Source organism: Bradyrhizobium sp. CB3481 (assembly GCF_029714305.1).
Taxonomy (GTDB): Bacteria; Pseudomonadota; Alphaproteobacteria; order Rhizobiales; family Xanthobacteraceae; genus Bradyrhizobium.
This window is the reverse complement of record NZ_CP121647.1, coordinates 770,325-787,932: the sequence shown is the minus strand read 5'-3', so window position 1 is coordinate 787,932 and position 17,608 is coordinate 770,325. Positions and strand designations below refer to the sequence as shown.

The following is a 17,608-nucleotide window of genomic DNA, read 5'->3' as shown; positions in this document are numbered from 1 at the left end:
CATCAAGGCCGCGGCGCGCATTGGATACGCGCCGCGAACAACCGTTTACTGCACGCGCGGCAGCGTTTCGAACTGGTGGAAGGGCGGCGGCGACGGCAGCGTCCATTCCAGCGTAGTGGCGCCGGCGCCCCACGGATTGGCCTCGGCCACCCGCTTCTTCGCAAAGGCGTCGACCACACCGTAGATGAAGATCAGCACGCCGAACCCCGAAATGTAGGACCCCCAGGACGAGATCAGATTCCAACCCGCGAACGCATCCGGATAGTCGACGTAGCGGCGCGGCATACCCGACAGGCCCAGGAAGTGCTGCGGGAAGAACACCAGGTTGACGCCGATGAAGGTCACCCAGAAGTGCAGCTTGCCGATGGTCTCGTTGTACATGTAGCCCGACATTTTCGGGAACCAGTAGTACCAGCCCGCGAAGATCGCGAACACGGCGCCGAGAGACAGCACGTAGTGGAAGTGCGCGACGACGTAGTAGGTCTCCTGCAGCACGCGGTCGACGCCGGCGTTCGCCAGCACGACGCCAGTGACGCCACCGACTGTGAACAGGAAGATGAAGCCGATCGCCCACAGCATCGGCGTGCGGAACTCGATCGAGCCGCCCCACATCGTGGCGATCCACGAGAAGATTTTTACGCCGGTCGGCACCGCGATGACCATCGTCGCAGCAACGAAATAGGCCTGCGTCGCGCTGGACATGCCGACCGTGTACATGTGGTGCGCCCACACCACGAAGCCGATGCCGCCGATCGCGACCATGGCGTAGGCCATGCCGAGATAGCCGAACACCGGCTTGCGCGAGAAGGTCGAGACGATCTGGCTGATCATGCCGAAGCCGGGCAGGATCAGGATGTACACTTCGGGGTGGCCGAAGAACCAGAAGAGGTGCTGGAACAGCAGCGGATCGCCGCCGCCATCGGCGGAGAAGAAGGTGGTGCCGAAGTTACGGTCGGTGAGCAGCATGGTGATGGCGCCGGCGAGCACCGGCAGCGACAGCAGGAGCAGGAACACCGTCACCAGGATCGACCAGACGAACAGCGGCATCTTGTGCAGGGTCATGCCCGGCGCGCGCATGTTGAAGATCGTGGTGATGAAGTTGATGGCGCCCAGAATCGAGGAAGCGCCGGCCAAATGCAGCGACAGGATCGCGAAGTCGACCGCCGGCCCCGGATGGCCCGAGGTCGACAGCGGCGCGTAGATCGTCCAGCCCGCACCGACGCCGTTGGCGCCCGGCTCACCCTCGACGAAGGTCGACATCAGCAGCAGCGCGAACGACGCCGGCAGCAGCCAGAACGAGATGTTGTTCATGCGCGGGAACGCCATGTCGGGCGCGCCGATCATCAGCGGCACGAACCAGTTGCCGAAGCCGCCGATCATCGCAGGCATCACCATGAAGAAGATCATGATCAGGCCGTGCGAGGTCACGAACACATTGTAGGTGTGCGACTCGTGGAAGAGCTGGACGCCCGGATACATCAGCTCGATGCGGATCGCGATCGACATCGCCGCGCCGATGATGCCCGCGCACACCGCGAAGATAAGGTACATCGTGCCGATGTCCTTATGGTTCGTCGAGTAGAGCCAGCGCTGCCATCCGGTCGGATTGGCGTGGGCATGGTCACCATGGGCGTGATCATCGTGTGTCGTCGTTGCCATTTTGAAATCCTGCCTTGCAGTCCCTTTGCGGACCTTTTCAGGTCCCGTCGCCCTTGTCCCTTTGGCCGCGCCTTACTGCGCGGCCTCGCCACCAGCCGCGGCGTAGGTGTTCGCCGGATTGGTCGCATATTTCTTCTTCGCCGCCTCAGTCCAGGCCGCGAATTCCTGGTCGGTCACCACCTTGACCGCGATCGGCATGAAGGCGTGGTCCTTGCCGCACAGTTCGGAGCACTGGCCGTAATACATGCCGGTCTTGGTCGCCTTGAACCAGGTCTCGTTGAGACGTCCGGGGATCGAGTCGATCTTGATGCCGAACGAAGGCACCGCGAATGCGTGGATGACGTCGGCGCCGGTGGTCTGGACGCGAACCACCTTGTTAACCGGCACCACCATCTCATTGTCGACGCCGAGCAGGCGCGGCTGCTTGTCCTGCGCCATCAGCGAATCGAATTCGAACTTGCCGTTATCCGGGTAGGCGTAGCTCCAATACCACTGCTTGCCGGTGACCTTCACCGTGAGGTCGGCCTTGGGAATGTCGAGCTGCTGGAACAGGAGGCGGAACGACGGAACCGCGATGCCGACCAGGATCAGCACCGGGATCAGCGTCCAGGCCACCTCGATCAGGGTGTTGTGGGTGGTCCGCGAGGGGACCGGATTGGCCTTGGCGTTGAACTTCAAGACCACGATGACGAGCAGCGCCAGCACAAACAGCGTGATCAGCGTGATCAGCACCAGCAGCAGATTATGGAAGCTGATGATGTTTTCCATCACGGGGGTAGCCGCTTCCTGCAGCGTCATCTCCCACGGCTTGGGCTGCGCCCCAAAAGCCGTCCCGCCGGAAACGAGCGCCATGCCCGCCACCGTCAACCCCAGCAATCGCCGGCCCATCTGGCCATTCGACATCTTCATGCCGCTCGCGCTCCTTAAAGAATAGTCCCCAACGCACTCCCGCCGGATGGCCGGGAATGCCGCCACGATCGCCCTTACAAACGGCCTACCGGAGGTACTTTGGAAGTCCACCTTCGAAAGTACCTGCAACGATATTGGTGCAGTACCTTGGGCCCGATCGTTAGAACGCGTCGAAATCCAGCCTCTCAAACCATAATTCTTGGGGTCTCGCAATGCAGTAGTAGGCGGCAAAGCCATGCGTCACCTGCTATTCGCCGGGGGCCAGATTTTCCCGGCAAATTCGCAAAAACCCGCCGTTTTGCGCGGCCACGCCGCTTGACAGCCCGATTGCCGGATGTAGGCACAGTTACGGTGCTCCCGGGCGGGCTGATTCGCGCCGGGCCACACGTCGCCCCGGGGCGGATTGGTGCTGGGGCTGCCTTCAAGGCGCCGTCATTGCGTTTCAGTCCGGATGAAGCTCAGTTACAATGTGTGTTGCCGGCCTGCGGCCGGAAAACCTCACCGGCGTGGCCGGATATCGTGAGAGGATCGACCCGGATGGGGCGTTCGAAACATCAGGCGGGATATAGCCTGGAACCGGTCCGCTGGCTCGGCGGCCTCCTCGCCGTGGCCTTCCTGCTCGGCCTGACCCAGGCAGCGAGCGCGCAAGGGGCCGTCCGGTCGGTCCATGGCGACTGGCAGATCCGCTGCGACACGCCGCCCGGCGCCCAGGGCGAGCAATGCGCCCTGATCCAGAGCGTGGTGGCCGAAGACCGTTCCAACGCCGGCCTCACCGTGATCGTGCTGAAAACTGCCGACCAGAAGAGCAAGCTGATGCGGGTGGTCGCCCCGCTCGGCGTCCTCCTGCCCTCCGGCCTTGGCCTGAAGCTCGACAACCAGGACGTCGGCCGCGCCGGCTTCGTCCGCTGCCTGCCCAACGGCTGTGTGGCGGAGGTGGTGATGGACGAAAAGCTGCTCGGCCAGCTCCGCGGCGCGAAAACCGCGACCTTTATTATCTTTGAGACGCCCGAAGAGGGCATCGGCTTTCCGCTCAGCCTGAACGGGCTCGGCGAGGGCTATGACAAGCTGCCGTGAGGGGCCTCCCCTTTCGTTGCGGTCATGACTATCTTTCAAACCATCGTCGTCTCTCGCCACGGCAGGGGCGATTTTTGCGCTGAATCGGAGTCTGCATGACCAATCCCGCCACCACCTCCCTGCTCGACCGCGCCAATCTCGACCGCGATGCCGTCAAACGCGAGATCGCGCGGGGGCTCTTGGGGGCCGACGATGGCGAGCTGTTTTTGGAATATGGCCAGACCGAAGCGCTTGGCTTTGACAACGGCCGGCTGAAGCAGGCGACCTACGACACCAGCCAGGGGTTTGGCCTGCGCGCCGTGAAGGACGACGCGGTCGGCTATGCGCATTCATCCGACGTCTCGCTGCCGGCACTGATCCGCGCCGCCGATGCGGTCGCCGCCGTGCGCGGCGGCTATAGCGGCAATTTCGCCGCCGCGCCGGCGCATACCAATGTGCGGCTCTACGGCGACGAGAATCCGCTCGATGCGCCGGGCTTCGAGGCCAAGGTAAAACTGCTGGCCGAGATCGACGCTTATGTGCGCGACAAGGACCCGCGGGTGCGGCAGGCCTCGATCAGCCTGGGCGCCACCTGGCAGGTGGTCGAAATCCTCCGCCCTGACGGCGAGAGCTACCGCGACATCCGCCCCTTGGTGCGGGTCAATATTTCCGTGGTCGCCGGCCAGGGCGACCGGCAGGAAAGCGGCAGCAAGGGCTATGGCGGCCGCGAGGGCTATGCGCGCTTCATCGAGACCAAGGCGTGGCGCGAGGCCGCCGACGGCGCGATCCGCGAGGCGCTGGTCAACCTGGAATCGGTCCCCGCCCCTGCCGGCGAGATGGACGTGGTGCTGGGCGCCGGCTGGCCCGGCGTGATGCTGCATGAGGCGGTCGGCCACGGCCTCGAAGGCGACTTCAACCGCAAGCAGACTTCAGCCTTCGCAGGATTGATGGGCAAGCAGGTCGCAGCCAAGGGCGTCACCGTGGTCGACGACGGCACCATGGCCTCGCGGCGCGGTTCGCTCTCCATCGATGACGAGGGCACACCGACCAACCGCACCGTGCTGATCGAGGACGGCATTCTGGTCGGCTACATGCAGGATCGCCAGAACGCGCGGCTGATGAACATGAAGCCGACCGGCAACGGCCGCCGCCAGAGCTACGCCCATGTACCGATGCCGCGCATGACCAACACCTACATGCTGGCGGGCGAGCGCGATCCGGCGGAAATCATCGCGTCGGTGAAGAACGGCGTCTATGCCGCGAATTTCGGCGGCGGCCAGGTCGACATCACCTCGGGCAAATATGTCTTCCAGTGCACCGAGGCCTACCGAATCGAAAACGGCAAGCTCGGCGCACCGCTCAAGGGCGCCATGCTGATCGGCAACGGACCGACCGACCTGCACCGGATCACCATGGTCGGCAACGACCTGGCGCTCGATACCGGCATCGGCACCTGTGGCAAGAACGGCCAGGGCGTGCCTGTTGGCGTCGGCCAGCCGACGCTGCGGATGGAACGGATCACGGTCGGAGGGACGGGCTAGTGAGCGATCAAAAGGTGGCAGGCGACAAGGAAGTCTCTCCCGGCAAGCCGACGAGCTGGCGCGGCCAGGCCGTGCAGCTCGCCGCCATCGTCGCCGTGGTGTTCATCGCCAAGGGCGCGATTGCCGAGCCGTTCTATGTGCCGTCAGGCTCGATGGAGCCGACGCTTCTGATCGGGGACGCGCTGGTCGCATCGAAATTCCCGTATGGCTACGGCGCGGCGTCGCTGCCGATTCAGATCACGCTGCCAGAGACCGGCCGCCTGTTCGGCGATACGCCCAAGCGCGGCGACGTCGTCGTATTCCGCTGGCCCGGCGACCGCTCGCAGGCCTGGGTCAAGCGCGTGGTCGGCTTGCCGGGCGACCGCATCCAGCTCCGGCAAGGCCAGCTCTTTATCAACGACCATGCGGCAACGCTGAGGCCCGATGGCGTCGGGCAGGCCGAGGACGATCGCGGCAATTCCGAACGCGCCTACCGCTTCATCGAGACGCTGCCCAACGGCGTCAGCCACGCGATCTTCAAGATGCGCGACAATGGCCGGCTCGACAATACGCCCGAGGTGACGGTGCCGCCAGGCCAATTGTTCGTGCTCGGCGATAACAGGGACAATTCCGCCGACAGCCGCGTTCCCGTACGCGAGGGCGGCGTGGGCCTATTGCCGATCGACAATCTGATTGGCCGCGCCGATGCCGTGGTCGGCTCCTGGGATCTCGGCATGCGCAGCCAGCCGATGTGGACCTGGCTGTCGGGTTTTAGACTCGCGCGGTTTTTCACCTCCGTGCATTGAGGTCGCCCCTCGTGGTGAGGAGCGCGTCTTCGCGCGTCTCGAACCATGAGGGCCCCCAACGCCGGTAGCCCTTCGAGACGCGCGCGAGTGCGCGCTCCTCAGGGCGAGGAGACACCGGTGACCTTCGACGACATCCGAAAATTCGCCCTTGCCTGGCCTGAGGTCGAGGACGGCACCTCCTACGGCACGCCGGCGCTGAAGGTGCGCAAGAAGATGCTGGTGCGGCTGAAGGAGGACGGCGACAGCCTGGTGATGCCGGGCGTGCCGAACGACGAGCGCGGGATGCTGGTGGAAAGCCGGCCGAAGGTGTTTTACTTCACCGACCACTACCGCGATTATCCGATGGTGCTGATCCGCCTCTCGAAGGCCAGCCGCGCCATCGTCGAGCCGCTGCTGCGGCGGCACTGGCGCACGCTGGCGTCGAAGAAGGCGGTGAGGGAATTCGATCTCGGTGCGTAGGGTGGGCAAAGGCGCGTTTGCGCCGTGCCCACCATCTCCCCAATTCGCGACATCAGTGGTGGGCACGCTTCGCTCTGCCCACCCTACGGCAGTGGGTCCATGGACAAAGACCAATTCCTCAGCGCCGCCCTGCAGAATCCCGCCAACGAAATCATTGCAGAGGAGCTCTATCGGCTCGCCCTGCCTGACGCGTGGCTGGTCTCAGGATGCCTGGTTCAGACGGCGTGGAACGTGCTGACGAAGCGCGCGGTCGATTACGGCATCAACGATTACGACGTGTTCTATTTCGATCCCGATACGTCGTGGGAAGCGGAAGATAGAGTCATCCGTCAATTGACCGACCGCCTTGCGCCGCGCGGCATCGCGGTCGAGGCGCGCAACCAGGCGCGTGTTCATCTCTGGTATCCGGAGAAACATGGACTGCCCTATCCGGAGCTGCGCTGCTCAACGCAAGGCATCGATCGCTTCCTGACCAAGAATACGCAGATCGGCATTCGCTGCGCCGGCGAGGCTTATGACGTTTATGCGCCGAACGGTTATGACGACGTTGCGGCGCTGATCGTGCGGCCGAATCCGGGCCCGAATTTTTCTGCCGCGAATTATGAGGCCAAGGCGCGACGGTGGAAGGCGCTGTGGCCGGAGATCACGGTGCTGCCGGCCGCGATATAGCAACAATCATCGTCGTCCCTGTGAACGCAGGGACCCATAGCCACCGAGGTTCGTGCTTACTAAAGTTGGAGCCACAGCCCGGTACACAACAGGCATTCGTGGTTATGGGTCCCCGCGTACGCGGGGACGACGGCCGTGTATGCCGCCCTCCTACCGCACCACGCCCGACGTAAACCCCGCCTTCCTTCGCGGCGGCTTGATCTCCTTCTTCAGGAAGCAGTGCGCTTCCTTACCGGCATAGCCCGGCCGGGCGTAGGTCCAGGCGCGGCATTTGTTGTCGGCGGCGCAGGCCGCCTTGCAGGCGTCCTCGCCGTCGCTGCGCTTGAGATCGAAACTCTTGTAGTCGCCGCCAAAGCGGTCGATCGAGGTCTCAATCGCCTCGTTGCGCCGTTCGACAACGCCGGCGCCGCGGATCCCGGAGACGCAGCAATCGCTCTCTATGCGCGCCGGCACGCTGCTCTTGAGCCAACATACCGCGCGATTGATCAGGTCGGTCGGATAGTTGAAGCTCCAGGCCCGGCAGCGCCGGTCGCGCTCGCACACCAGGGCGCAGTCCGCCGGATCGCCGGAAATCACGGGCGAACTGAGGTAGTCGCCGCCGGGACGGTCGAAATTGGCCTGGGCCAGCGCTGGACGTGCGCCGATGGCCGCCGCCAGGAAGGCAAGCGCCACCACACACGCCCTGAGCAGGCGAATAGTCCCCATTCGCTGATGCTTTCGAGTACGCATTTGCAGTTGCGGGACGACCCTTCCTCGGAAAGCGCCGTCCCGCCCCAGCTCATTGATTTGAACATGATTTTCCGGAAAACCGGCGCGCGGCCGTCCGGGTCATGCTCCACCTTTGTCATTTGAGCGCCATCAACCTGTACGGTGGATGAACGGCCCAAATGCCAGGCAACCCGTTTAATCAGAACGCGTATTCCTGATAGACGGGCTCGACGGAACCGCCCCATGGGCCATTGAACTTGTCGAGCATTTCTTCTGCGGGCGTGCGACCGGATTCGAGGATACGTTCCAGCGGCTCAAGGTACCGGCTCTCGTCGCGGCCGAGCTGGTCTATACGGCCACGGCGCCGCAGGCCGGCGTACGACAGTTTCAGGCATTCCTTGGCGATCTCGAACAAATAGCGGTCCTTGATCCTGGCCTTGAAGCCGAAGCGCGGCACGTCGTCGCGCAGCGCCTGCCGCTCCTGTGCGGTCCAATGGCTGACCAGATCCCAGGCCGCATCCAGGCTGTCATTATCGTACAAAAGGCCGACCCAGAACGCCGGCAGCGCCGGCAGCCGGCCCCACGGCACGCCGTCGGCGCCGCGCATTTCCAGATAGCGCTTGAGGCGGACTTCCGGGAAGATCGTCGACAAATGGTTGGCCCAGTCTGACAGCGTCGGGCGCTCGCCGGGCAGCGAATTGTTGCGGCCCTCGAAGAAGGCGCGGAACGAGGAGCCGGCGACGTCGATATAGGTCTCATCCCGCTTGACGAAATACATGGGAACGTCGAGCGCGTAGTCGACCCAACGCTCGAACCCCATGCCGTCCTCGAACACCCAGGGCAGCATGCCGGAGCGCGCATTATCCGTGTCGCGCCAGATCTCGGAGCGGAACGACAGGAAGCCGTTGGGCTTGCCTTCGGTGAACGGCGAATTGGCGAACAGAGCGGTGGCGACCGGCTGCAGCGCCAGCGACACCCGCAGCTTCTTGACCATGTCGGCTTCGGAGGAGAAGTCGAGATTGGTCTGCACCGTACAGGTCCGGTACATCATGTCGATGCCGTACTGGCCGACCTTCGGCATGTAATTGGTCATGATCTTGTAGCGGCCCTTGGGCATCACCGGGATCTGCGACCGCGACCAGGACGGCGTCATGCCGAGGCCGAGAAAGCCGATGCCCAGCGGCGTTGCGATCTCGCGGACCTGCGCCAGATGCGCCATCAACTCGGACTGGGTCTGGTGCACGTTTTCGAGCGGCGCGCCCGACAATTCGAACTGACCACCGGGCTCGAGCGAAATCGCGCCGCCGCCGGTGACGTCATAAAGCCCGATGATGTTGCCGCGCTCCATGATCGGCTCCCAGCCGAGCAGGAGCTTCATGCCTTCGAGCAGCGCGCCGATGCCTCGCGCACCTTCGTACGGCACCGGCTGACGGCCCTCCAGCGTGAACGGCGTCTTCTCGTGCTCGGTCCCGATGCGGAACTCGGACGGCGGCTTGATGCCGGCCTCGAACCACGCAACGAGTTCGTCACGCGATTGCAGCGGCGTCATATCGATCTGGTCACGCGCCATGAAAAAATCCGGGTAAGGGGCGATTCGACCGAACACGCCGCGTAGCCAAGGGGATGCGGACGATGTCGTCCGCAATAACGAAAGGTGTGAGGGCCGTCATCGCGCCGGCACGCCGTCGCGGGCAGCGGCCGCCTTGACGTCGGAGCATGAGCAGCCGAGCCGGTCGAGCAGACCGCACAGCTTCACGGCGTCGGCATCGGAGAGTTTTGAGCCGACGTGCTTTTCGATTGCCGCAGAATAGGCGGTCCACATCTTCTTCTGCAGTTCGCGCCCGGCCTCGGTGATCTCGACGAACTGGCCGCGCTTGTCGATCTTGCATTCGCGCCGCGCCGCCAGGCCCTCGTCCACCAGGCGGTCGATCAGCCGCGAGGTGGAATATTGCGGGATCAGCATCTGCTTTTCCAGTTCCACCGGGCGCATCTCGCCGGACGGCGCGCGCGACAGTTCCAGCAGCGCGTCATACCAGGCCAGCGGCGGAAAGCCCGCTTTCTTCAAATCCTGCTCGACAGCGTCGAGCACCCGGCTCTGCACCCGCATCAGGCGGATCCAGGCGGCAGTCGCCTCGGTCGATGGTTTGCGTTTCATAATCCGGTCCGTATCTATCGCTGATCAGTGTACCCCACTAAATGCAGGTGCATCAATCTTGACTATTCCATGCAGATGCATTTAGTCGGTCCGCCGACAATTGCGAGGGAAGGAAAAACCCATGAAACTATATTATTCCCCGGGCGCTTGCTCGCTATCCCCCCATATCGCCCTTCTGGAAGCCGGTCTGCCCTACGAACTGGTCAAGGTCGACCTGCGCGCCAAGAAACTGGAAAACGGTGACGATTTCCTGAAGGTCAATCCCAAGGGCCAGGTGCCGGTGGTGCAGTTCGAATCCGGCGAACTGGTGACCGAGGGGCCCGTCATCGTCCAGATGATCGCCGACAAGGCGGGCAAGGACCTGGCGCCCGCCCGCGACGCGCAGGAGCGCTACAAGCTGCTCGAATGGCTGAACTTCATCACGACCGAGCTGCACAAGAATATCGGACCGATGTTCTCGCCGCTGCTCGCCGAGGAAGCCAAGGGCTTCTTCAAGGACCGCGCGATGGCCAAGTTCAAATATCTGGAAACCGCGCTTGCCGGGCGCGACTACCTGATGGGCAAGCAGTTCACCGTTGCCGACGGCTACCTGTTCACCATGCTGATGTGGGCGACCGACCGGTTGAAGTTCGATCTGTCCGAGATGCCGAACCTGCTGGCCTACAAGGCCCGCGTCGCCGCCCGCCCGAAGGTGCAGGAAGCGATGAGCAAGGAAGGGCTGCTGAAGGCGGCGTGAGGCGGTCAGCAACTGGAATGAAAAAGGGCCGGATCGATGATCCGGCTCTTTTGTTTGGGCATAGCCCTGATAGCGCTTTCCGTCATTGCGAGCGAAGCGAAGCAATCCATATCGCGACATAACGGATAGGTGGATTGCTTCGTCGCTGTCGCTCCTCGCAATGACGACCGAAAGAGGCCTACGCCGCCGCCTTCTTCGGCGCGAAGCGGCCGTAGAAGGTTTCGCCGCGGGCGGCCATGTCTTCCAGCAGTTTTGGCGGGGTGAAGCGGGAGCCGTATTTGGCTTCGAGCTTGTGGCAGAGCTCGACGAACTTCCGCGCGCCCATGAAGTCGATATAGGACAGCGTGCCGCCGGTGAACGGCGCGAAGCCGAAGCCCAGGATCGAGCCGACATCGGCCTCGCGCGGGTCGGTGATGACGTGATCCTCCACCGTGCGCGCGGCCTCCACCGCCTGCACCACCAGGAAGCGCTGCTTGAGCTCCTCGACGTCGAGCGTGTCGGGGTCGAGCTGCTTCGGCTGCAAGGCTGATAGCCCCGGCCACAGGCTCTTCTGGCCCTTGCCCTTCTCGGGATAGTCGTAAAAGCCCTTGGCATTCTTGCGCCCGAGGCGGCCTTGCTTCTCGACCATCTCAACCATCAGCTTCTTCTGATCGGGGTTGATCGCGTTCGGGCCTAGATCGGCTTCCGTCGCCTTCATGACCTTGAGCCCGAGGTCGAGCGCGACTTCATCCGACAGCGACAGCGGACCGACCGGCATGCCGGCCATCTTGGCGCAGTTCTCGATCATCGCCGGCGGCACGCCTTCCAGGAACATCTCGTTGCCTTCGGCGATGTAGCGCCCGACGCAGCGGTTAGCATAGAAGCCGCGACTGTCGTTCACGACGATCGGCGTCTTGCCGATGATGCGGACGTAATCCAGCGCGGTCGCCAGCGCGACGTCGCCGGTGTTCTTGCCGAGGATGATCTCGACCAACATCATCTTCTCGACCGGCGAGAAGAAATGGATGCCGACGAACTTGCCCTGATCCTTGAAGCTCTCGGCCAGCGAGGTGATCGGCAGCGTCGAAGTGTTGGAGGCGAAGATCGCGTCCGCCTTGAGGTACTGCTGGGCCTTGGCGAAGGTATCAGCCTTGACCTTGCGGTCCTCGAACACCGCCTCGATCACGAGGTCGCAATCCCCAAGCGCGGCATAATCCGCGGTCGGCGTGATGCGCGCCATGATGGCGTCGGCCTCGACCGGCTTGGCGCGGCCCTTGGCGATCAGGCCGTCGATGACGCTCTTGGCGTGCGCCTTGCCCTTGTCGGCGCTTTCCTGGTCGCGGTCGATCAGGATGACGTCGAGCCCGGCGCGGGCCGAGACGTAGCCGACGCTGGCGCCCATAAAGCCGGCGCCGATCACGGCGATCTTCTTCACCTTGGTCGGCGGCACGCTCTGCGGACGCCGCGCGCCCTTGTTCAATTCCTGCATCGACAGGAACAGGCTGCGGATCATCGCCGCCGCTTCCTTGGAGCGCAGCACCTTGGTGAAGTAGCGCGATTCGACGCGCAGCGCGGCGTCGATGGGCAGCTGCAGGCCCTCATAGACGCAGCTCATGATGGCGCGCGCCGCCGGATAATTGTCGTAGGTCTCGCGGCGGTAGATCGCGTTGCCGGCCGGGAACATCATCATGCCGGCCTTGGAGAACACCGGCCCGCCCGGCAGCTTGAAGCCCTTTTCGTCCCAGGGCGCGACGGCCTTGCCGCCGCCCTTGATCCAGTCCTTGGCGGCCTTGATCAGATCGGCTGAAGGCACGATGGCGTGGATCAGGTTGAGCGACTTCGCCTTCTCGACGGTCACAGGATCGCCCTTGAGCAGGATGGTCATCGCATCCTGCGGCGGCACCAGACGCGGCACGCGCTGGGTGCCGCCGGCGCCGGGGAACAGGCCGACCTTGACTTCGGGCAGGCCGAGGCGAGTTTTGGGATTCTCCGCCGCGACGCGATAGTGACAGGACAGCGTCACCTCAAAACCGCCGCCGAGCGCGAGCCCATTGATCGCGGCCGCCCATGGCTTGCCGCAGGTCTCGATGCCGCGCAGCACCAGCGAGAAGCGCCGGCTCTGGTCGAACAGCATCTGGTTAGCCGCGACCTCGCCCTTTTCTTTCAGGACCTTGGCATATTCCTGGTTCATGCCTTCGAGCATCGAAAGATCGGCACCGGCGCAAAACGCGTCCTTGGCTGACGTGATGACCACGCCCTTCACCGCGGCATCAGCCGTGGTCTGCTTGAGGATTTCCTCGAGCTCGCTGGTCGAGGTCTCGTCCAGCACGTTCATCGAACGTCCGGGAATATCCCAGGTGACGAGCGCAATGCCGTCGGCGTCGGTCTCTAGCTTGAAATTCTTGAAGGCCATTTGGTTGCTCCCTCGGTGCCGGCAGCCGATCTCAGGCGCGGCGGTTGAATTCTCGATCTCGTAGGGTGGGCAAAGCGCAGCGTGCCCACCATTTCTTGCGGAGTTCGCGATGGTGGGCACGGCGCAAGAGCGCCTTTGCCCACCCTACGGCAGTTACACTCGCTCGATAATCGTCGCGGTCCCCATGCCGCCGCCGATGCACAGCGTCACCAGCGCGGTCGACTTGTTGGTGCGCTCGAGCTCATCGAGCACGGTGCCGAGGATCATAGCGCCAGTCGCGCCGAGCGGATGGCCGAGCGCGATGGCGCCGCCATTGACGTTGATCTTCGCATTGTCGATGTCGAACGCCTGGATGTAGCGCAGCACGACCGAGGCAAAGGCCTCGTTCAGCTCGAACAGATCGATGTCCGACTTCTTCATGCCGGAACGCGTGAACAGCTTTTCGGTGACGTCGACCGGGCCGGTCAACATCATCGCGGGCTCGGAGCCGATATTGGCGAAGGCGCGAATCTTGGCACGCGGCTTCAGGCCATGCTTGGCGCCGGCCTCCTTGCTACCGAGCAGCACGGCGCCCGCGCCATCGACGATGCCGGAGGAATTGCCGGCATGGTGGACATAATTGACGCGCTCGATCTCGGGATGCGACTGGATCGCGACGCCGTCGAAGCCGCCCATCTGGGCCATCACGGTAAAGGATGGCTGCAACTGCGCCAGCGACTGCATGGTCGTGGTCGGGCGCATGTGCTCATCCTTGGCGAGGACGGTGAGGCCGTTGATGTCCTTGACCGGCACCACCGACTTGTTGAAGCGGCCCTCGTCCCAGGCCTTCGCCGCACGCTGCTGGCTCTGCACCGCATAGGCATCGACGTCGTCGCGCGAAAAGCCGTATTTGGTAGCGATCAGATCGGCCGAGACACCCTGCGGCATGAAATAGGCCGGCACCGCCATCGAGGGATCCATCGGCCAGGCGCCGCCGGACGCGCCGATGCCGACGCGGCTCATCGATTCGGCGCCGCCGCCGATCACGAGATCATGCTGGCCGCTCATGATCTGGGCGGCGGCGAAATTCACGGCGTCGAGACCGGAGGCGCAGAAGCGGCTGATCTGCACGCCGGGGACGCTTTCGCCGAGACCCGACTTCAGCGCCGCGAAGCGCGCAATGTCGCTTCCTGCCTCGCCGACCGGATCGACCACGCCGAGAATGACGTCATCAACGACGTCTTCAGTAAGGTTATTGCGCTCCTTCAGCGCCTGCAGCGGCACGGTGGCGAGCGCCAGCGCGGTGACTTCGTGCAGCGCGCCGTCGGCCTTGCCGCGGCCGCGCGGGGTGCGAACGTGATCGTAGATATATGCCTCAGGCATGACGCCCTCCCGGTATGAGGATCATAATATTATAGGCGAAAGGATGCGAAACGGCGAAAAATCTCAGAACGCTTCCGCCGCCAATTCCATGGTCGTGGCGCAGCCGGTCTGGATACGCGCGAGGTGGACGTGGGTTTCCGGCAGCATCCGCTCCATGAAGAAGCGGCCGGTCACCAGCTTGGTGCTCAGGTACGGCGTGGTGCCGGAAGCCGCAATCTTGTCCTGCGCCACCTTCGCCATCCGCGCCCACATGAAGCCGAAGGCGACGAGGCCGAACAGTTGCATATAGTCGGTGGCGGCGGCGCCGGCATTGTCGGGCTTGGTCATGGCGTTCTGCATCAGCCAGCCGGTGGCCTGCTGCAGATGGCCGAGCGCGGTCGAGAGCGGCGCGACGAACGGCTTCATCGCCTCGTCGCCGCCATGCTCCTTGGCGAAGGCGCCGACTTCGGCGAAGAACGCCATCACGGCGCGGCCGCCATTGCGCGGCAGCTTGCGGCCGACGAGATCGAGCGCCTGGATGCCGTTGGCGCCCTCATAAAGCATGGCGATGCGGGCATCGCGCACGAACTGCTCCATGCCGTGCTCGGCGATGTAGCCGTGGCCGCCATACATCTGCTGCGCCAGCACGGCGTTGGAGAAGCCGACATCGGTCATCACACCCTTCATGACCGGCGTCATCAGGCCCATATGGTCGTCGGCGGCCTCGCGGTCCTTCGGATCGGCGGAGCGGTGGGCGACGTCGCTCTTCAGCGCGGTCCACACCACCATGGCGCGCGCCGCCTCGTTAAAGGCGCGGATGGTCAGCAGCACGCGGCGCACGTCAGGATGCACGATGATCGGATCGGCCGGCTTGTCGGCCTCCTTGGCCCCAGTCAGCGCGCGGCCCTGCAGGCGCTCGCGCGCATAGGCCACCGCATTCTGATAGGCGACTTCGGACTGCGCGAGGCCCTGAACGGCGACGCCGAGGCGGGCTTCGTTCATCATCACGAACATGCCCTGCATGCCCTTGTTCTCTTCGCCGATCAGCCAGCCGGTGGCGTTGTCGTAGTTCATCACGCAGGTGGAATTGCCGTGGATGCCCATCTTGTGCTCGATCGAGCCGCAGGACACGCCATTGCGCGCACCTACCGAGCCGTCGGCATTGACGAGGAATTTCGGCACCACGAACAGCGACACGCCCTTGATGCCGGCGGGCGCGCCTTCGATGCGTGCCAGCACCAGGTGGATGATGTTTTCCGCAAGGTCGTGCTCGCCGGCGGAAATGAAGATCTTGGTGCCTGATATCTTGTAGCTGCCATCGGCCTGCTTCGCCGCGCGGGTGCGCAAGAGGCCGAGGTCGGTGCCGCATTGCGGCTCGGTGAGGTTCATGGTGCCGGTCCACTGGCCCGCCACCATCTTCGGCACATAGGTCTTCTTCTGTTCAGCGTCGCCATGCACCAGAAGCGCCGCGGTCGCGCCCATCGTGAGGCCGCCATACATCGAGAACGCCATGTTGGCCGCGCTCTGGAATTCGGTGACGACCTGGCTCAGCGTCACCGGCAGCCCCTGGCCGCCATATTCCGTCGGCGCCGACAGGCCGAGCCAGCCGCCTTCGGCCACCTGCTTGAAGGCTTCCTTGAAACCTTTCGGCGTGGTCACGCTGGCGTCGTCATGCCGCTTGCAGCCTTCGAGATCGCCGACCCGGTTGAGCGGCTGCAGCACCTCTTCGGAAAGTTTGGCGGCCTCGCCGATGATCGCCTCACGCACGTCGGCCGAGGCATCGGTGAAGCCGGGCAGATTGTCGTAGCGATCGATCTGGAACACGTCGTTGAGCAGGAAGGTGACGTCTTCCACGGGGGCTTTGTAGATCGGCATGGTGTTCTCCCGGCAGCGGCAAGCTTGAAAATGGCGGCGGCGCTTGACTTGAAATGACGGTGATCCGGAAAGCGACCTTATCCGGTTCCCGATGTCCTAGGGAGTGAGCAGGTAAGCGAAATTTCCAGACATCTATCGCGACATAACGGCGGTCGCGGCTGCTCCCTCACCTCTCATCACTGCCTGGCGAGTTGTTCCCCCATCAAGCGGTGCAGCAAATTGATTCCCTTCAATGGACGTACCATCACCTTGAAGTGCGTGATCTTACCGTCATCGCTGAAAGTGATGATGTCGACGCCGTTGATCTTGATGCCCTCGATCTCGTTTTCGAATTCGAGGACCGCGCCGCGTTCGCTGCGCCATTCGCCGGTGTATTTGAAGCCGGGGCCGCCCAGCACCTTTTCGGCGCTCGCCAGATATTTGAAGGTGATGTCGCGGCCGCGCTGCGGCGTGTGGACGACGGGGCTTTCGAACACCGCGTCGGGGTGCAACAGGTCCCACAACGCCGCCGTGTCATGCGACTTCATGTAGCCGTACCACTTGTCGAGGCCGCTCATGGTCATCATGTCTCCTTGCGCGGGCGATGACGGGCTGGACGCCGGGGATGCACCTCTCCGGAGCTTATGCGCATTGACGCATATGCAACTTTATGCATAATGTCAAATCACAATTGAAAGCCGGAGGCCGGCGTCATGGCGCTTGGCGATGCGATCCTTGCCTGCCTGACCGAACGTCCGATGACGGGCTATGAGCTCGCCAAGACGTTCGACAATTCCATTGGATTCTTCTGGAAGGCCGACCACCAGCAAATCTATCGGGAGCTCACCAAGCTGCGCGACCGCGGCCACATCCAGGGCCGCGAGGTGGTGCAATCTGGCAAGCCCAACAAGCTGGTCTATACGCTGACGTCGGAGGGCCGGGCCGCGCTCCGGCACTGGGCCAAGCGGCCGAGCGTGCCCGCCTCGATCAAGGACGACCTCTTGGTGCGGCTCTACGCCCTCGACAGCGTCGACATCGAACCGCTGCGCACCGACCTGATGGCGCGGCTGGAACATCACCGCGACCGGTTCGCCCGTTACGAGCGCCTGCTCAACAAGCGCTTCCCTGACGGCATTGCGCCGCCGGCCGATGTCGGCAAGCTGCTGGGCTTGCGCATCGGCATGAGCCATGAACGCGCGGTGGCGGAATGGTGCGAAGAGGCGATCGAAGCATTGTCGGCGCTGTCATCGGGGACAGAGCGGCCCAAGGTCGTGCCGCTTGAGGCCGGCAAGCGGGAAAATAACGGCTGAGAGCCGCCGAACGGCCCATCCGGTAACTTTTGCGGCG

Annotated in this window: 16 protein-coding genes; 7 read left to right on the top strand and 9 right to left on the bottom strand. The window is 63.8% G+C overall.

Features of this window, described 5'->3' with window-relative positions:
- Positions 1–45 precede the first annotated feature (45 nt).
- Positions 46–1,659, bottom strand: coding sequence for a cytochrome c oxidase subunit I (gene ctaD / locus QA643_RS03680; protein WP_283031855.1), 1,614 nt, complete (start codon positions 1,657–1,659; stop codon positions 46–48).
- A 72-nt stretch (positions 1,660–1,731) separates the two neighbouring features.
- On the bottom strand, positions 1,732–2,568 hold the full coding sequence (coxB, locus tag QA643_RS03675; RefSeq protein WP_283031854.1) for a cytochrome c oxidase subunit II: 837 nt from the start codon (positions 2,566–2,568) through the stop codon (positions 1,732–1,734).
- 537 nt (positions 2,569–3,105) lie between these two features.
- Here coxB and QA643_RS03670 point away from each other — a divergent pair.
- The 5 genes from QA643_RS03670 (at position 3,106) to QA643_RS03650 (ending at position 7,075) form a co-directional block, all read left to right on the top strand.
- Positions 3,106–3,642: an invasion associated locus B family protein gene (locus QA643_RS03670; RefSeq protein WP_283031853.1), complete on the top strand. Its 537-nt coding sequence runs from the start codon at positions 3,106–3,108 to the stop codon at positions 3,640–3,642.
- 95 nt (positions 3,643–3,737) lie between these two features.
- Positions 3,738–5,162 (top strand): metalloprotease TldD, encoded by a 1,425-nt coding sequence (gene tldD / locus QA643_RS03665; RefSeq protein ID WP_283031852.1) that lies wholly within the window; start codon positions 3,738–3,740, stop codon positions 5,160–5,162.
- 14 nt (positions 5,163–5,176) lie between these two features.
- Positions 5,177–5,947, top strand: a complete 771-nt coding sequence (gene lepB, locus QA643_RS03660) for a signal peptidase I (protein ID WP_283034701.1) — start codon at positions 5,177–5,179, stop codon at positions 5,945–5,947.
- Positions 5,948–6,064: 117 nt separating this feature from the next.
- A complete protein-coding gene (locus tag QA643_RS03655; protein WP_283031851.1) occupies positions 6,065–6,406 on the top strand; it encodes an MmcQ/YjbR family DNA-binding protein in 342 nt (113 codons plus the stop codon).
- Between the two features lie 99 nt (positions 6,407–6,505).
- Positions 6,506–7,075 (top strand): nucleotidyltransferase family protein, encoded by a 570-nt coding sequence (locus QA643_RS03650; RefSeq protein ID WP_283031850.1) that lies wholly within the window; start codon positions 6,506–6,508, stop codon positions 7,073–7,075.
- A 150-nt stretch (positions 7,076–7,225) separates the two neighbouring features.
- Here QA643_RS03650 and QA643_RS03645 read toward each other — a convergent pair whose 3' ends face one another.
- From QA643_RS03645 to QA643_RS03635, 3 genes are all read right to left on the bottom strand, one after another.
- Positions 7,226–7,780, bottom strand: a complete 555-nt coding sequence (locus QA643_RS03645) for a PAN domain-containing protein (RefSeq protein ID WP_283031849.1) — start codon at positions 7,778–7,780, stop codon at positions 7,226–7,228.
- Positions 7,781–7,982: 202 nt separating this feature from the next.
- Positions 7,983–9,353: a glutamate--cysteine ligase gene (locus QA643_RS03640; protein ID WP_283031848.1), complete on the bottom strand. Its 1,371-nt coding sequence runs from the start codon at positions 9,351–9,353 to the stop codon at positions 7,983–7,985.
- Between the two features lie 96 nt (positions 9,354–9,449).
- Entirely contained in the window at positions 9,450–9,938 is a 489-nt protein-coding gene (locus QA643_RS03635) for a MarR family winged helix-turn-helix transcriptional regulator (protein WP_283031847.1), read from the bottom strand.
- Positions 9,939–10,059: 121 nt separating this feature from the next.
- Here QA643_RS03635 and gstA point away from each other — a divergent pair, with 121 nt between their 5' ends.
- A complete protein-coding gene (gene gstA, locus QA643_RS03630; protein WP_283031846.1) occupies positions 10,060–10,674 on the top strand; it encodes a glutathione transferase GstA in 615 nt (204 codons plus the stop codon).
- 178 nt (positions 10,675–10,852) lie between these two features.
- On the opposite strand, the gene QA643_RS03625 is transcribed toward gstA, so the two are convergent.
- The 4 genes from QA643_RS03625 to QA643_RS03610 all read right to left on the bottom strand — a co-directional run bounded on the left by QA643_RS03625 (position 10,853) and on the right by QA643_RS03610 (position 16,845).
- Positions 10,853–13,066 (bottom strand): FAD-dependent oxidoreductase, encoded by a 2,214-nt coding sequence (locus QA643_RS03625; protein WP_283031845.1) that lies wholly within the window; start codon positions 13,064–13,066, stop codon positions 10,853–10,855.
- A gap of 153 nt (positions 13,067–13,219) precedes the next feature.
- Entirely contained in the window at positions 13,220–14,428 is a 1,209-nt protein-coding gene (locus tag QA643_RS03620; RefSeq protein ID WP_283031844.1) for an acetyl-CoA C-acetyltransferase, read from the bottom strand.
- A gap of 63 nt (positions 14,429–14,491) precedes the next feature.
- A complete protein-coding gene (locus tag QA643_RS03615; RefSeq protein WP_283031843.1) occupies positions 14,492–16,282 on the bottom strand; it encodes an acyl-CoA dehydrogenase C-terminal domain-containing protein in 1,791 nt (596 codons plus the stop codon).
- 176 nt (positions 16,283–16,458) lie between these two features.
- Positions 16,459–16,845, bottom strand: coding sequence for a nuclear transport factor 2 family protein (locus QA643_RS03610; RefSeq protein ID WP_283031842.1), 387 nt, complete (start codon positions 16,843–16,845; stop codon positions 16,459–16,461).
- Positions 16,846–16,974: 129 nt separating this feature from the next.
- Here QA643_RS03610 and QA643_RS03605 point away from each other — a divergent pair, with 129 nt between their 5' ends.
- On the top strand, positions 16,975–17,571 hold the full coding sequence (locus tag QA643_RS03605; protein ID WP_283031841.1) for a PadR family transcriptional regulator: 597 nt from the start codon (positions 16,975–16,977) through the stop codon (positions 17,569–17,571).
- The last annotated feature ends 37 nt before the right edge of the window (positions 17,572–17,608 follow it).

Coding starts and splice junctions, on each gene's coding strand:
- ctaD (WP_283031855.1), bottom strand. CDS start 1,659: ATGGCAACGACGACACACGATGATCACGCCCATGGTGACCATGCCCAC.
- coxB (WP_283031854.1), bottom strand. CDS start 2,568: ATGAAGATGTCGAATGGCCAGATGGGCCGGCGATTGCTGGGGTTGACG.
- QA643_RS03670 (WP_283031853.1), top strand. CDS start 3,106: ATGGGGCGTTCGAAACATCAGGCGGGATATAGCCTGGAACCGGTCCGC.
- tldD (WP_283031852.1), top strand. CDS start 3,738: ATGACCAATCCCGCCACCACCTCCCTGCTCGACCGCGCCAATCTCGAC.
- QA643_RS03650 (WP_283031850.1), top strand. CDS start 6,506: ATGGACAAAGACCAATTCCTCAGCGCCGCCCTGCAGAATCCCGCCAAC.
- QA643_RS03645 (WP_283031849.1), bottom strand. CDS start 7,780: ATGGGGACTATTCGCCTGCTCAGGGCGTGTGTGGTGGCGCTTGCCTTC.
- QA643_RS03640 (WP_283031848.1), bottom strand. CDS start 9,353: ATGGCGCGTGACCAGATCGATATGACGCCGCTGCAATCGCGTGACGAA.
- QA643_RS03635 (WP_283031847.1), bottom strand. CDS start 9,938: ATGAAACGCAAACCATCGACCGAGGCGACTGCCGCCTGGATCCGCCTG.
- gstA (WP_283031846.1), top strand. CDS start 10,060: ATGAAACTATATTATTCCCCGGGCGCTTGCTCGCTATCCCCCCATATC.
- QA643_RS03625 (WP_283031845.1), bottom strand. CDS start 13,066: ATGGCCTTCAAGAATTTCAAGCTAGAGACCGACGCCGACGGCATTGCG.
- QA643_RS03620 (WP_283031844.1), bottom strand. CDS start 14,428: ATGCCTGAGGCATATATCTACGATCACGTTCGCACCCCGCGCGGCCGC.
- QA643_RS03615 (WP_283031843.1), bottom strand. CDS start 16,282: ATGCCGATCTACAAAGCCCCCGTGGAAGACGTCACCTTCCTGCTCAAC.
- QA643_RS03610 (WP_283031842.1), bottom strand. CDS start 16,845: ATGACCATGAGCGGCCTCGACAAGTGGTACGGCTACATGAAGTCGCAT.
- QA643_RS03605 (WP_283031841.1), top strand. CDS start 16,975: ATGGCGCTTGGCGATGCGATCCTTGCCTGCCTGACCGAACGTCCGATG.